Consider the following 14222-nt stretch of genomic DNA (forward strand, 5'->3'; position numbering starts at 1 on the left):
CCTCGGTGCCGGTACGGACGCTGGCGCCGAACTCGGCGGCGGTACGCAGGACGGTCATGGTGTGGCGAGCGTCGTCGACAAGCGTGTCGTAGTAGCGCACGCCACCAACCACTGCGTGATCCTTCAGGCCCGGGGCAACATTCAGCACGCCCTTGCGGGTCAGGTGCTTTTGCATCGGAACGCTCTTTGCGCCGCCCATGAGGTCATACAAAGTAAAGCCGCCGAACATCATCACGCGCTCCCAGACTGGGTGGGTCAGCGGGAAGATGAATTTCAGCGGCTTGACCAGGTGCGGAGCCAGGGTGGACATGTTGAGCTCGCGCTCATGGAGAGACTCGGCGACCAGGCGGAAGTCGAACATCGCCAGGTAGCGCAGGCCACCGTGGAACATCTTGGAGGAGCGGGAAGAGGTACCTGCTGCGAAGTCGCGAGACTCGACAACTGCGGTCTTCAGGCCACGGGTAGCGGCGTCGACTGCTGCGCCTGCGCCAACGGAGCCACCGCCGATGATGACGACGTCATATTCCTCATCGGAGTAGTTCTCCCATGCCTTTTCAAAGTATTCCGGGTTGAAACTCTGATTGCTTAGCTTTGTCATTACTAAACTCATCTCCTTTACTTGCCCCTTATGCCATCGCAATACAGTCGCCGTGCTCTCGCACGGCGCGCGCTACGGTGACAGGCGGAGCCTCATGGTCGCCCAAAGTGGTCCATTCCCCGCCTCGGGCCTTGAAGATCTTTTCTCCTGAATCTTATGTTAGGGGTCACGACAGAAAGCGCGCTGTTGCGCTACTCACTCGTAAGTTCCTCCACCGTAACCAGCATTTTTCATTAATTTTTATAAAGGAAAGAAACTTATGTCACCCCTATAAGGGGGTATAGGCGGACAAATAAAAAGAGCCTCTGGTCATATCCAGACGCTCCTTGCGGTTCCCCTAACTTTATTAAGGTCTACTTCTTCTTATTCAACTTCGCCATCGCCTCCAGCACCTCGGAGACGCCAGCGCGCTCTGCCGAGTAGGTCACGGAACCTGCTTCTTTGACCAGCTCAATGGGTGCGGTCTCCAGCGCGACCACCTGCGTGTGGTCCAAGAAAACCTCGTCTCCTGCCTCACCAGCAAAGACGATCACCTCACGCGGGGCCGCCCCCACTAGCTCAAGAATCTGCTCAGTAGCAGCCCACCGACATGCCTCATCTGCAACCACGATTAGCCCCGTTGGGGTGTCCACGAAACGGGCACCGGATACTTCACCCAGGACGTCCTTCACCTCACGCAGCTCGCGCTTGATATGACCAGAGACCACTTCCCCACCTTCGTAGGCCCATTCGACGACAATGTCGCTGTGTGCTTCGATGGCAGCAACGGCGGCGTCGGAAAGCGGATGCATGGCAATAACCTCGGAGCCATGCTTGACGACGCCGCCCTGATGCTCAATCCTCCAAAGTTCCTGCTGGATATTGGCAAAGGTGGAGTCTGGGTAAGCCGCCGCCTGCGGGGACATCAGCACCAGCATCTGCGACTCCGGATAAACGCCGGCGAATGCATCATGCAGGCGCTTGGTCACGGAACCATCCTCATAATTCAAGGTGGATTCATCTGCCACAACGATGCGCGGGATCTGCGTGAAGTGCGCCTTCATGCGGTGTGGCAGGCGGGAGACGATAAGGCGCGACTGGGTCGCAGCGCTCAACAAGCCCTGCTCCACTTTGGAGCCCGCGAAGACTTCCTTGCTACTGGTGGCGAGGTTGGCCTGCGTCTCAGCCACATCAACCTTGAGCTGTCCCATGATTTCGGTGACTTTGTCGCGGCCCTCACCCAAGCCACGAGTGGCCTCCTCGATGACGATGTTGAGGTTTTCCTTGATCCACTCGAGTGTCTCCGGGGTGGTGCGCTTGATCTCCTCCACCTCGCCGCTGGCCGGCTTTGCGGTAATGGCCAGACGGTCCTTGACCAGCTCAGAGGTGGCTTCGGAGATGCGAGTCTTGAGCCCCATCAGGTCATCGCGCAGGCGGCGCACGCGGTAGCGCTCCGACTCGACCGCCTTATCCTCGCGCTCTGCTTCCTCCAGGCTCGGCGCTCCGCCGCCCATGCGGGCTGGAACCCAAAAAGCGCCCTTCGGCATTGGACCAAACTCCGCCTCGTAGTCCTTCCAGAGCATCTCGAGGCCTTCCTGCATGCGGCGACGAATTTCGGCGGTGTCTGCCTCGACGTCGCCAGTCGGTTTAAAAGGCTCGAGGGCACGGATGAGCAGCGGGGTATTGCTGCGGCCCAGGTTCTTCTTCTGCCCCTTGGTCCACAACCGTTGGGAGCCGAAGGTGACCATCGGGATAATCGGAACGCCGGCATCATAAGCGATGCGGGCTGCGCCGCCACGCATGCTGCGGATTTCGAAGCTGCGGGAAATCGTACCCTCGGCGAACACGCCGACCAGCTCGCCGGCCTTGGCCAGCTCGATGCCTTGGCGGATGGAAGCTCCACCATCGATCCGGTCTACCGGGATGTGGCCCATCATCTTCAGCAGTGGGCCCACGACTGGGGTCTTGAAGACGCTGGCCTTGGTCAGAAAGCGCACCAGGCGCTTCTTCTTATGCGGTAGAAAACCGCCGAAGACAAAGTCCATGTAACCGGTGTGATTGACCACGAGCACCGCACCGCCCTTGTCCGGGATATTCTCCTCGCCCCAGGTGCGAAACTTAAGCCCCTGCGCAATAGTAACGCCCCGTGCCAGGGTGACAATGCGTTGATAAAAGAAGTCTTTAACGGCGTTCATAGTTCTTTCCCCTGGTTAAAAATATGCGGGACTTTGTGGAGGCTAAAGGTAGCTCGGACAAAAACAATTACTAGTTAAGCACGACAAGTCCCCCGGATCAGGAAAACCCGGGGGACGTATATATAACTGTTAACTAATCTGCTTTAGCGCGGACGCAGAACGTCCTTGCCCACGAATGGGCGCAGCGCCTCTGGGACAACCACGGAGCCATCGGCCTGCTGGTGGTTTTCCAAGATGGCAACGAGCCAGCGGGTAGTGGCCAGGGTGCCGTTGAGGGTTGCGGCGTACTGGGTCTTGCCGTTTTCGTCGCGGTAGCGGGTCTGCAGACGACGCGCTTGGAAGGTGGTGCAGTTCGAGGTGGAGGTCAGCTCGCGGTAGCAGCCCTGGGTTGGAACCCATGCCTCGTTGTCGAACTTGCGGGCCGCAGACGAGCCAAGGTCGCCACCAGCGATGTCGATGGTGCGATAAGGCAGCTCCATCGCAGCGAGCATGTCCTTTTCCATCTGCAGTAGCATCTGGTGCATCTGCTCTGCTTCTTCCGGCTTGCAGAAGACGAACATTTCCAGCTTGTCGAACTGGTGAACACGCAGGATACCGCGGGTGTCCTTGCCGTGGGAGCCAGCCTCGCGGCGGAAGCAGGAGGACCAACCGGTGTACTTGATTGGGCCGTCGCTGAGATCCAGGATTTCATCCTTGTGGTAGCCCGCGAGCGCAACCTCGGAGGTACCGACGAGGTAGAGATCATCTGCCGGCAGGTAGTAGATCTCATCGGAGTGCTGGCCCAAGAAGCCGGTGCCGGCCATGATGTCTGGGCGAACCAGAACTGGCGGGATCATCAGCTGGAAGCCAGCCTCGCGCGCCTTCTGTGCCGCGAGCATGAGCATGCCCAGCTGCAGGAAGGCACCGTCACCGGTCAGGTAGTAGAAGCGGGCGCCGCCCACCTTGGCGCCACGCTTTACGTCGATAAGCCCAAGGGACTCGCCGAGTTCCAAGTGATCCTTCGGCTCGAAGTCGAACTCTGGGATCGTGCCAACCTCTTCGAGGACGATGAAGTCATCCTCGCCGCCAGCCGGCGCGCCCTCCACCACGTTGGAGAGCTGGAACTGCAGCTCGTTTACCTTTTCTTCAGCAGCAGCCAGTTCCGCCTCGGCCTTCTTGACCTTTTCCTTCAGCTCATTAGAACCCTCCAGCAGGGCTGGGCGCTCTTCTGGGGATGCCTGGCCAATCTTCTTGCCGAAGGCCTTCTGCTCGGAACGTAGCTCGTCGGCTGCCAGGATGGCAGAACGGCGGGCTTCGTCGGCGGCCAGAAGCTCGTCAACAAGAGCTGGATCCTCACCACGGGTTACCTGGGAGGCACGGACAACGTCTGGGTTTTCGCGGAGGAACTTTAGATCAATCACGCTTAAAAGTTTAGCGCACCAAGCTGCCCTTGCAGTGGTAATAACCAGCGAATTATTATGTGTTTATGACCGCACAAATCATCACCGATGGACCCGTCCCAAAGCATGCCCAGCTGCGTGACATCCTCACCGAGTTGTGCAACACCACTTTGAAACCAGGGGACATCCTTCCAGGTGAGCGCATTCTGGAAGAGACTTATGGCGTCTCTCGCATCACGGTGCGCCGCGCTATCGGTGATTTGGTTGCCGCCGGACGCCTGCGGCGCGTGCGCGGCAAAGGCACTTTCGTCGCCCCTAATCCCCTAGTATCTCGTCTGCATTTGGCCTCATTCTCCGATGAAATGGGCGCCCAACGTGTCCAGGCCTCCAGCAAAATCCTCTTGGGCGGCCGCGCGTCAGCCCCGGATGAGGTGTCCGAGTTCTTCGGCACCGATCCTTCCGTGACGCATACCCACCTACGCCGCCTCCGCTTGGGCGATGGGGAGCCCTATTCCATCGATGACGGTTGGTATAACTCTGCCTTTGTTCCCAACCTTCTGGAAAATGACATCTACAACTCGGTCTACGCCATCCTGGACTCCAACTTCGATCTACCGATCACAGAGGCGGACCAGACGGTCACGGCGATTGCGGCGGATGCGGAGATAGCCCAGCTTCTCGACGTCGAGCCCGGCACCCCACTGCTGCACATCATCCGCAAGTCCCGCTCGGGCGATCGCCCAGTTGAGTGGTGTTCTTCGGTCTATCGCACCGACCGCTACCGGCTTACCACGCGGGTAAGCCGCGCTCTCGACACCTAAGAGATAAGAAGAATCCCAGGCAGGCGGGTACTATGGGAGGCCTTATGAGTAAGAATTCTCCTTGGCGCTCATCGTTTGCCGTCCGCTTATTCTTGGTGGCCACCCTCGCAGCCGCCGCGTTTCTCGGTGCATACGGGCTGCTTAGCCCGAATACTGGCAACCAGTCCGCTCCCAATAAAGCAGAGCAGCCCTCCGCCGAGCCGGAGGTAGTTGCATTTACCTCGGCCGAGTCCGGCACCTGCTTATCCTGGGACATCGACGGCAAGGGAGAAATCTCTAACTTCGCAGAAATTTCCTGCGACAAACCACACCGCTTCGAGGTTGCCGCCCGCGAGGATCTCAGCACCTACCCCACCAGCGAGTTCGGCCCCGACGCCGAACGTCCCGACGTCACGCGCCAGAATGCCCTGCGCGATGAGCTGTGCGAGTCCAGCACCCTGGGCTACCTGCACGGCAAATGGGATCCAAACGGCAAGTACGACATTGCATCTGTCCTGCCGCCACAGGCAGCATGGCAGCAAGGAGATCGCACCCTACTCTGTGGCCTACAGACCACCGATGAGGCAGGCGTTCCACAGCTAAATACCGGCAACGTGGAAGCGGTAGATCAGGCGGTCGTCGCCAAGCCTGGCGAATGCCGCAGCATCGATGACAAGCAGGTCGTGCGCACCGTGGACTGTGCGCAGCCGCACCAGCTGGAGACCGTATCCATCGTGAACCTAGGCGAACACTTCACCGGTGGCTACCCCAACGGTGAGGAACTGGATTCCTACCTCAACGAAACTTGTACGGCCGCCGCCATCGAGTACCTGGGCGAGGAAGAAAACCTTTATCAGTCCACCTTGCAGCCCTTCTGGGGCTCGGTCAGCGAGGCCGCATGGAACGGTGGCAGCCGCTCCGTGAACTGCTCTTTGATGCACCCAAACGATGGCCACTTCTCCGCAATCACCGGCTCAGCCACCGGCGGCCGTGACGCTCTGACTATCGACGGCGCGCCACCAGCAGTCCAGCCAGAGCGCAATCCGGTGCGCAAGCCTTCCGCAGCGCCCACCACAGCGCCTAACGCACAAGGCGCCCCAGCAGACAATAACTCGGCGGCTAACGCTCCGGCACCTGCCGCGCAGTAATAAACCGAGCAAATCGGCAATACAAAAAGCGATAGCGAGCAGCAGGTGTATTTAGTAAGCGAAGAGCGCTTCGATGAGATGGTCAACGATGCGCTCGATAAACTCCCGGACGAGTTCGTCCAGCGGATGCGCAACCTGGCCATCTTGGTGGAGGATTTCAACGCAGAAAATCCCCACCTGTTGGGCCTCTACGTGGGCGTGGCCCTTCCGGATCGCACTTTCGACCACACGGGCTTTCTCCCCGACACCATCTTCATCTACCGCGGTGCGCTGCAGGAATGGTGCAACACGGAAGAAGAGCTGGCGCACCAAGTCGAGGTGACTGTCTTCCACGAGCTAGGCCACTACTTCGGGCTAGAAGAACACGAGCTACACCATCTGGGCTGGGGTTAGCGCCCTCGGCTAGATGCTGCTGGATTCTTCCATATCGGTATCTGCCCAGCGCTTCAGTGTCCACTTGCCAAAGGGCTGGCCGTTGGGTTCCATCACCGTAAAACGTCCGTTTGCCATGTACCCGGTGTAGGCGAAGTCCGCGTCGACTCCGGTGGCGTGACGGCTGACCACACGAATGGCAGCGCCATGGCTGACAACGACCGCGTCCTCGCCTAAGTTAGCGGCAATTTCTTCAATCACCAGCTGATAGCGCTCCAAAACGTTGCGGTAGGTCTCGCCGCCTTCCATGCAGGCGTTCTCGTCGCCGTCGAGCCAGCCGCGCAGCGCCACCATGTAGGAGCGGTGGGCGTCCTCGCTGCCGTCCATCTCGAAGTCGCCGGCGAAAACTTCGTGGATGCCCGTCTTCACCTCCACAGGCACACGGATTTGGCCGGTGGCCTTGGCAAAAGACTCCGCCGCCAGCATCGCGGTTTGCTGGGCGCGCAACGCAATAGAGCAATAAAAGCGCACCTTGCGGCCTGCGGTTAGCTCCGCAAGCTCTTGGCCCACGTCCGTGGCCTGACCACGGCCACGCTCGGTAAGCTCGGCTCCCGGCGGGCGTGTATCAAGCAGGTGCTCGACGTTGGAGTAGGTCTGGCCATGGCGCACGAGAAAGATTCTTCCGCTCATAGTTTCCTACACTATTGGCCCTTCCGTGCCCGCGCTACCCATTCATCTGCCGCTTTCAAGCGCGATAGATCACGCGGCTGCGTGCCCTTATCCGAATAGGAGGGCCACGAACCCAAGAAGACGAGTTCTTCCGCGCGCAACCACAATGCGCGCAGCGCTGCGGCCACGGGTTCGTCATCGATGTGGCCTACTAGTTCCACGTGGAACCTATACGTGCCGAGTCCGGTGCGGGTAGGTCGCGATTCGATGCGGGAAAGATCCACGCCGCGGTGGGCGACTTCCTCCAGTGCGCCGACCAACGAACCGGGTTCGTTGGGAAGGGTAAAGACCACTGCGGTCTTGTCACGACCGGTGCGGGTCGTTGGTTTTCCGGGCAGCCCCGCGAGGACGAAGCGGGTGGTGGCGCCCTGGACGTCGGCCACGGCATCGGCAAGCGTGTCCAGCTCAAAGAGTTCCGCGGCGCGGGTCGGCGCTGCTGCCGCATCGACTTCCCCCGCAGCTACCGCCTGGGCTGCGGCACCATTGGAGCTGGCGGCAACAAACGTGGCAGCGGGAAGATTCTCTGCCAACCAGCCACGGACCTGCTGCAAGGCCACCGGATGGGTGGAAAAGGTACGCACGTCATTGGGCTTAGTGCCGGGCCGGACCATGATGCTAAACGCAACAGACAGGTCGACTTCGCGATAGATCTGCACTGCGTCGCCATCGACTAGGGCGTCGGACGTGGCGGTCACCGCACCGTCGACCGAATTTTCCAGGGCAACGCAGGCATAGTCCGCTTTACCTGCGCGCACCGCGTTCACAGCTGCCGCGGGCGAGTCCACCCCCCCCCGCTCCACGGCGGCGAATTCGCTGGCCATCTGCTGCAGAGCAGCCTCGGTGAAGGTACCGGCGGGACCAAGGAAGGCAATTTTTGTTGCGGTGCTCATGCTGGCAACCCTAGCCCACTAGACTGTGGCGCCATGGAGTTTTCCCCGGATTTCAGCTTGGCGGCTCTCCGCGAATCGCTTGCGCATTTAAGCGCCGAAGAGCATGGATTTACCCACCTCGACTTGGAGCGCGCACCGCAGGCGGAAGGCCGGTTAAGCGGGTGGATACTCTCCGCCAAGGATCTCAACGATGTAGCGGGCATGCCTACCACCATGGGGCATGTGCAGCGCACCTATCTCCCAGAGTTCAGCGATCCTTTCATCGAGCGCTTGGAGCAGCAGGGAGCGCGCATCGTGGGTAAGTCCGCGGCACCGGAGTTGGGCCTGCGGGTAGATACGGAACCGGTGGGCCTGCCGCATCCGGATAACCCGCTCTATCCAGGAAAGACGCCGGGTGGTTCCTCGGGCGGTGCGGCGGTGCAGGTGGCCCGAGGGTTACTGCGTGCGGCTCATGCTTCGGACGGCGGCGGTTCCATCCGGGTGCCTGCTGCGGCTTGTGGCGTGGTGGGCTTCAAGCCCTCCGGCGAGGAGCTGGCGGTGCAGGGCTTTATTGCGCGCACTCTTGACGACGCCGCTTTTCTCCACGAACTGCGCCCACGGACGCCACGCGCACGGGTAGGCGTGCTGGTCGATCCGCTCTTTGCTTCCACGGCCGTTGCCCCGCACATGCTGCAGGCGGTCAAAGAAGCAGCGCAGGTACTGGAGGGCCAGGGTTTTGAAACGGTGGCGATTTCGCCCTATCCGCAGGCAGGCGAGACTTTCCAGGCTTTCCAGCGCCTATTCATGCGCAAGCTGGCCAAGCTCCCGGAGACCACCGGCTACGCCGAGTGGATCCGCCAACTGGGGATGCAGGTAAGCAACGCCGAGCACGCGGCGGCGCGCGAGCACGCGGCGCAGCTGCCGGCGTTGTTGGCGGAGTACTGGCAGGTAGACGCCATTCTCACGCCAATGCTGACCTATGATCCGCCCAGGCGCGGCGCGTTCACCGCCCTCCCGCACCAGGAGAATTTCGACGAACAAACGCGGTGGTCGCCGTGGGGCTCGCTGTTCAACGTCGCGATGCTGCCCGCGGTTTCGATTCCCTGGAAGGTGCCAGACCATCCGCCGGTGGGCGTACATTTGGGAGGCATAACGCTTGACGACGCCGAGCTGCTCGGCCTCGCGAAAGTGCTGCACCCATGACGCGCAATCTACACAAGGATGCTCGACCCCAGGCGATGCGAGCAACGCTGACGGAAATCCTCATCGTCTTGGCCTTGAGTTTTGGTATTTCGGGCGTGCGCTCGGTGCTGCGGCTCATCGATGACCTGCTCAATCCAGCACCGCTAAACGAGCAATCGGTGACCATCAACTCGAGCCAATCTGTCTCCCCGTGGCTGGACCTGGGCCTGCAGCTCTGCTCCGCCGCCGTGCTGTTTTCCTGGGGCGCGCTGGCGCTCTATTTGCTTTCGGTCCGAAACAAACCCGCGGCGATGCTTGAGCGTTTCCCGCGTGTAAGGGATTGGCTGCAGGGCGCAGGCCTGGCCGCGCTCATCGGGTTGCCGGGGCTCGCACTGTACTACTCTGCGCTGCACTTTGGTTGGACCAAGGAAGTCGTCCCAACCTCCTTCGATAATGCCTGGGTGGAAATGCCAGTGCTGCTTTTGAAGTCAGCCGCGAACGCCTTTGCCGAGGAAGTCGTGGTGGTCTACTGGTTTATGACCCGCCTGCGCCAATCAGGCTGGGCGCTGCCGGCCACCCTCGCGGCGTCATCAATCCTGCGCGGTTCTTATCATCTCTACCAGGGTGTATCGGCAGGTTTCGGCAACATCGTGATGGGGCTGGTCTACGGATACTTCTATGCCAAGACCGGCAAGGTCTGGCCGCTTATCATCGCGCACTTTCTCATCGACGCCGTGGCTTTCGTGGGATATGCCCTGCTTTTCTAGATTGCGTATTCTGTTTATTCACGGCCCAGTTCGGGACACACGCATGTGGACAAACGCATGTACACATATGGGACAGGAGTGAATTCGATGTAGAGTTGAGCGCATGACTGAATCTGGACGAGACCCGCATCGCGAGGCACGCCGCGCAGGTGATAGCCCTGTGCCCGCCTCCGGAGCAGATTCCGGCGCAGGCTCGGCCGCAGACTACGTGCTCGGTGCTGACGGCAAACCTATAAGGGACCGATTTGGGCGCCCAGTGCGGCGTCGCCAAGCAGCGCCGCGCCCACCGCGGGCAGGATCTGCAGCGAGTAACCCTAGCTCCCGCCCAACCTCTCCCCGCCCGGAAGAAACCCGTTTTGATGTGGGCGCATACATGGAGCGCAATCAGGGCGCGCCACGGCGCACGCCGCCCCGGCTCGAGCAACAGCCTATGCCACAGCGCGCGCCTCGGCGCGCAACGCCGGATGTACCGCGCAGCTATCGCTCACCTGAAGGCACAAGGGGCGTAAAGCCGCAGCGTCCGCATCGCCGCCGCAAGAAGGTAAACCCGATTAAGAAGTCTTTGGGCTGCCTGGGCTGGTTCGTGGCGATCATGCTCGTGCTGACTTTGGTCTTTACCTTGTGGACGGATTCGCGCCTGACCCGCATCGAGGCGATGCCGGAACAGCAGGTCTCCAATACGGCGGGCACCAACTGGCTGTTGGTGGGCTCCGATTCCCGCCAGGGACTGACGGAGGAACAGCAGGCAGAGCTCGGCACCGGCGGTGACGTGGGCGTTGGCCGTACCGATACCATCATGGTCCTTCATATTCCGACCTCCGGCAAGGCCAAGCTGGTCTCCATTCCCCGCGATAGCTACGTCGAGGTACCCGGCTTCGGCATGGACAAGATCAATGCTGCCTTTACCTATGGTGGCCCGCAGCTGCTGACGGAAACCGTGGAGCAATCCACTGGCCTGCACATCGACCACTATGCCGAAATCGGCATGGGCGGCCTGGCCAACGTGGTCGATTCTGTTGGCGGCGTAGATATCTGCGTCAAGGAAGCGATTGATGATCCGCTCGCCGGCATCAACCTGCAGCCGGGCTGCCAGGAGCTGCGCGGACCGGAGGCGCTGGGCTATGTGCGTACGCGCGCTACCGCGATGGGCGACCTTGACCGTGTCCAGCGCCAGCGCGAGTTCTTCGCAGCGCTGCTGGATAAGATCACCTCGCCGGGCACGCTGATCAATCCGTTTAGGACCATCTCCCTGGTCAACCACACCGCCAGCTCCTTCATCGTGGGCGAAAAAGACCACGTCTGGCACCTGGCCCGCGTGGCGCTGGCCATGGCCAGCGGCGTGGAGACCGAGACCGTGCCAATCGGCGGCTTCGAGGACACCACGGTGGGCAACGTGGTGCTCTGGGATGAAGAAGCAACCCAGCAGCTATGGGATTCGCTGAAGTAAGACCGCTCCCGGTAAAGCAGCGATCATGAAAGGGGAGGCACCTCATCGGAGGTGCCTCCCCTTCTTTGTGTCTTTTGTAGGCGCATCGTCCGCGCGGGAAGTACTAAACAGCTACTTTCTAGCGCAGGGTGACCTGGCGGGACTTGATGTTCTCGAGCTGCTTGCGCTCGTCGGAGTTCAGGTTCTCGTCGTTGTCGATCTCTGCGGCGAGTGCCTTGTCTACGCGGGCAAGCTCTGCCTCGTAGGAGTCGAATGCTACCTCTGGCTGCAGGTCAAAGACCGGCGCGATGAGGCCGTGGGTGCGGAAAACGCCGGCGAACTTGGTGTTTTCACCAAGGTTCAGCTCGCCGCGTGCTGCAACGCGGGCCAGGGCGTTCAAGAAGGCGTTCTCATCATCGTTCGGGCGTACCCAACGGATGTGCGCCTTGCCGCCGCCGGCGTTTGCCCAGAAGGCGATGCCCTCGATGTCGTTGCCTACCTGGTGGGACTCGATGACGGAGTCGTTTGCCATCTGCATGGACTGCGCCACCTGCGGGGTGATCTGAGCGCCCTCTGGCATCCACCAGGAGAAGTCCTGGTAGACGTTGATATCCAAGTCTGCAGATTCCTCAAGCAGCTCGCTAAGAGCCGGCTCGGAGCCGTCTGCCGCGGTGGACTCAAGGGTAGAGCCCGGCTCATTATTCTTTACCCAGTTCAGGGCGAATGCGAGGTCGCGGCCCGGGTTGTGGGTGTGGGACTGTACCTGCAAGCCCACGAATGCGTCGCCGCCGAACTCATCGTCACGGATGAGTGCGGCAGAAGCGCCCGGCAGAACGGTGGCGACATAAACGTCCTTGTCAAAGCCCTTGAGGGAAAGCTTTGCAGTCGCGGAAGGAACGAATTCCTGCATCGCAACGAGGGAAGCCTCAGCGCTCAAGCCGCCAAACGGACGGGCGTCCTTTTCTAGGGCCGCGCGCTCTGCGGCGCGAGCAGCTAGCTTGGCCTGACGGCGAGACATTCCCTCAGGCAGCTGTTCCTTGTTCTTTTTCTTCTTGGCCATGTTCACCAATCTACCTGCTGGCTAGAGCTCTATGGCGTGTAGGGCCACTTCTGGTTGATTCGTGGCCAAAATGTCTATCCCGTTGGACCACGCCCACTTCATGTCATCCGGTTTATCCACCGTCCACAGATAGGTGGGAAGCCCAAGGGCCCCGATGTCATCGGGGCGCAATTTGGCACGCAACAACGACATGCCCAGGCCCGTTGGGCGGGAAAGCAAAACATCCGGGAAGTGCCGCTCCCAGTCGCGACGTAGATAGAAGCGATCGACCTGCGGGGCAAGAGACTGCATGCGCCGGACTGCTTTGTGGGAAAAGGAAATCATGTGGATGCGGGGGTCGTCGAGAAGCCCGGCGTAGCGCAAGCGCAGCACCAGCTGTTCTTCAAGGACATCGCCCTGGCCGGAGGGATGCTTGGTTTCGATGTAAAGGTGATGCGGGTTATCGCCCAGCATCTCCAGCAGTTCATCGAGCAGCAACATGTGCTGGCCGCCGCCGATATCGACCTGGTGCAACTCCTCCCAATCCATCTGCGCGATGCGGCCTGGGCGGCCCGCGGTGCGGTCAAGGGTGGCGTCATGGTTGACCACCACCTTGCCGTCCCGGGACAGGCGGATATCGCACTCGAGGCCGTGAATCGGCAGCTCCAGCGCCTTAGCAAATGCAAGAGGGGACAATTCCGGATATTTACCGGAGTATCCCCTGTGCGCGACGATTTTCACTATCCAAAGATCTCAGTCTTGATCTTGTTGAGCGTTTCATAGGAAGCGCGGAAGCGCTCCTTTTCGTGCTCGTCGAGCGCCAGCTCAACGACCTTGTTGATACCGGAGCGATCGATCACTGCCGGGGTGCCGATGTAGGCATCCTCAACGCCGTACTGGCCCTGCAGGTACGCAGAAACCGGAAGCACAACTGCCTGGTTCTGGATGACTGCACGAGTGATGCGTGCCAGGCCCATGCCAATGCCGTAAGAGGTGGAACCCTTGGCATCGATGATCGTGTAGGCAGCGTCGCGAGTATCTTCGAAGATCTTCTCGATGCGCTCGTTGTAGCCTGGATCCTCCTCGGAGCGGTGGGACAAGGACACACCGCCGATATTGGCCGAAGAGACAACCGGGAGCTCAGAGTCGCCGTGCTCGCCGATGATGTAGGCGTGGACGGAGGTCGGAGCGATGTCATCCATCTCCGAGAGCATGTAGCGATAACGCGCGGAGTCCAGGATGGTGCCGGAGCCGATGACGCGCTCATGCGGCAGACCGGAAGCCTTCCACACTGCGTAGGTCAAAAGGTCCACTGGATTGGAAGCAACCAGGAAGATGCCATCGAAGCCGTTAGCCATGACGTCGGAAACGATCGAGTTCATGATGTTGACGTTTTTATCCACCAGCTGCAGGCGGGTCTCACCCGGCTTCTGCGCGGCGCCGGCGCAAATGACCACCATTGCGGCATCAGCGCAATCCGCGTAGGTGCCCTTGGTGACGCGGGTGCGCGAAGGCGCCCAGACCACGCCGTGGTTCAAGTCCATCACGTTGCCGGCGAGCTTCTTCTCGTCGATGTCGATGATGGCCAGGTGGTCGACGGTTCCTTGGTTAACGAGTGCGAATGCGTAGGCAACTCCAACATCACCTGCGCCGATGAGCACGACTTTGTTTCCTACATGATTTCCCATGAGCCCTATTGTGCCCCGAGTCCCCCAACTTCGCCTGTTGTACACCCGATC

General features: G+C 60.6%; 14 protein-coding genes. 6 read left to right on the forward strand and 8 right to left on the reverse strand.

Features of this window, described 5'->3' with window-relative positions; translation table 11 throughout:
* From HMPREF2724_RS10760 to serS, 3 genes are all read right to left on the reverse strand, one after another.
* Nucleotides 1-598: FAD-dependent oxidoreductase (locus tag HMPREF2724_RS10760; protein ID WP_141748383.1), on the reverse strand; the 598-nt coding region annotated here is incomplete at its 3' end.
* Nucleotides 599-951: 353 nt separating this feature from the next.
* A complete protein-coding gene (locus HMPREF2724_RS10765; protein WP_070588554.1) occupies nt 952-2772 on the reverse strand; it encodes a lysophospholipid acyltransferase family protein in 1821 nt (606 codons plus the stop codon).
* A gap of 143 nt (nt 2773-2915) precedes the next feature.
* Complete coding sequence (gene serS / locus HMPREF2724_RS10770; RefSeq protein ID WP_061925081.1) at nt 2916-4172, reverse strand: serine--tRNA ligase; 1257 nt, start codon at nt 4170-4172, stop codon at nt 2916-2918.
* A 65-nt stretch (nt 4173-4237) separates the two neighbouring features.
* Between serS and HMPREF2724_RS10775 the strand changes: the two genes are divergently transcribed.
* From HMPREF2724_RS10775 to HMPREF2724_RS10785, 3 genes are read left to right on the forward strand one after another with little or no spacing between them, the layout of a single operon-like run.
* Nucleotides 4238-4972 (forward strand): GntR family transcriptional regulator, encoded by a 735-nt coding sequence (locus HMPREF2724_RS10775; RefSeq protein WP_070588555.1) that lies wholly within the window; start codon nt 4238-4240, stop codon nt 4970-4972.
* A 44-nt stretch (nt 4973-5016) separates the two neighbouring features.
* Complete coding sequence (locus HMPREF2724_RS10780) at nt 5017-6099, forward strand: septum formation family protein (RefSeq protein WP_070588556.1); 1083 nt, start codon at nt 5017-5019, stop codon at nt 6097-6099.
* 45 nt (nt 6100-6144) lie between these two features.
* Entirely contained in the window at nt 6145-6492 is a 348-nt protein-coding gene (locus HMPREF2724_RS10785; RefSeq protein WP_096337089.1) for a metallopeptidase family protein, read from the forward strand.
* A gap of 9 nt (nt 6493-6501) precedes the next feature.
* Here HMPREF2724_RS10785 and HMPREF2724_RS10790 read toward each other — a convergent pair whose 3' ends face one another.
* Nucleotides 6502-7161 (reverse strand): histidine phosphatase family protein, encoded by a 660-nt coding sequence (locus HMPREF2724_RS10790; protein WP_070588557.1) that lies wholly within the window; start codon nt 7159-7161, stop codon nt 6502-6504.
* 11 nt (nt 7162-7172) lie between these two features.
* Nucleotides 7173-8090 (reverse strand): prephenate dehydratase, encoded by a 918-nt coding sequence (pheA, locus tag HMPREF2724_RS10795; protein WP_070588558.1) that lies wholly within the window; start codon nt 8088-8090, stop codon nt 7173-7175.
* Between the two features lie 33 nt (nt 8091-8123).
* Here pheA and HMPREF2724_RS10800 point away from each other — a divergent pair, with 33 nt between their 5' ends.
* From HMPREF2724_RS10800 to HMPREF2724_RS10810, 3 genes are all read left to right on the forward strand, one after another.
* A complete protein-coding gene (locus HMPREF2724_RS10800; RefSeq protein WP_070588559.1) occupies nt 8124-9272 on the forward strand; it encodes an amidase in 1149 nt (382 codons plus the stop codon).
* Nucleotides 9269-10018 carry a CPBP family intramembrane glutamic endopeptidase gene (locus HMPREF2724_RS10805; RefSeq protein ID WP_179294350.1) on the forward strand — a complete coding sequence of 250 codons (750 nt, stop codon included), beginning with the start codon at nt 9269-9271 and terminating at the stop codon, nt 10016-10018. Before HMPREF2724_RS10800 ends, HMPREF2724_RS10805 begins: the two co-directional genes overlap by 4 nt.
* A 103-nt stretch (nt 10019-10121) precedes the next feature.
* Complete coding sequence (locus HMPREF2724_RS10810; RefSeq protein WP_070433107.1) at nt 10122-11465, forward strand: LCP family protein; 1344 nt, start codon at nt 10122-10124, stop codon at nt 11463-11465.
* 118 nt (nt 11466-11583) lie between these two features.
* On the opposite strand, the gene HMPREF2724_RS10815 is transcribed toward HMPREF2724_RS10810, so the two are convergent.
* From HMPREF2724_RS10815 to HMPREF2724_RS10825, 3 genes are read right to left on the reverse strand one after another with little or no spacing between them, the layout of a single operon-like run.
* Complete coding sequence (locus HMPREF2724_RS10815; protein ID WP_062036768.1) at nt 11584-12504, reverse strand: DUF5926 family protein; 921 nt, start codon at nt 12502-12504, stop codon at nt 11584-11586.
* A 21-nt stretch (nt 12505-12525) separates the two neighbouring features.
* Nucleotides 12526-13224 (reverse strand): glycerophosphodiester phosphodiesterase family protein, encoded by a 699-nt coding sequence (locus tag HMPREF2724_RS10820; RefSeq protein ID WP_070433106.1) that lies wholly within the window; start codon nt 13222-13224, stop codon nt 12526-12528.
* Nucleotides 13224-14171 carry an L-lactate dehydrogenase gene (locus HMPREF2724_RS10825; protein WP_061925105.1) on the reverse strand — a complete coding sequence of 316 codons (948 nt, stop codon included), beginning with the start codon at nt 14169-14171 and terminating at the stop codon, nt 13224-13226. Before HMPREF2724_RS10825 ends, HMPREF2724_RS10820 begins: the two co-directional genes overlap by 1 nt.
* Nucleotides 14172-14222: the final 51 nt, after the last annotated feature.

Source organism: Corynebacterium sp. HMSC071F07 (genome assembly GCF_001810285.1).
GTDB classification, from domain to species: domain Bacteria; phylum Actinomycetota; class Actinomycetes; order Mycobacteriales; family Mycobacteriaceae; genus Corynebacterium; species Corynebacterium simulans.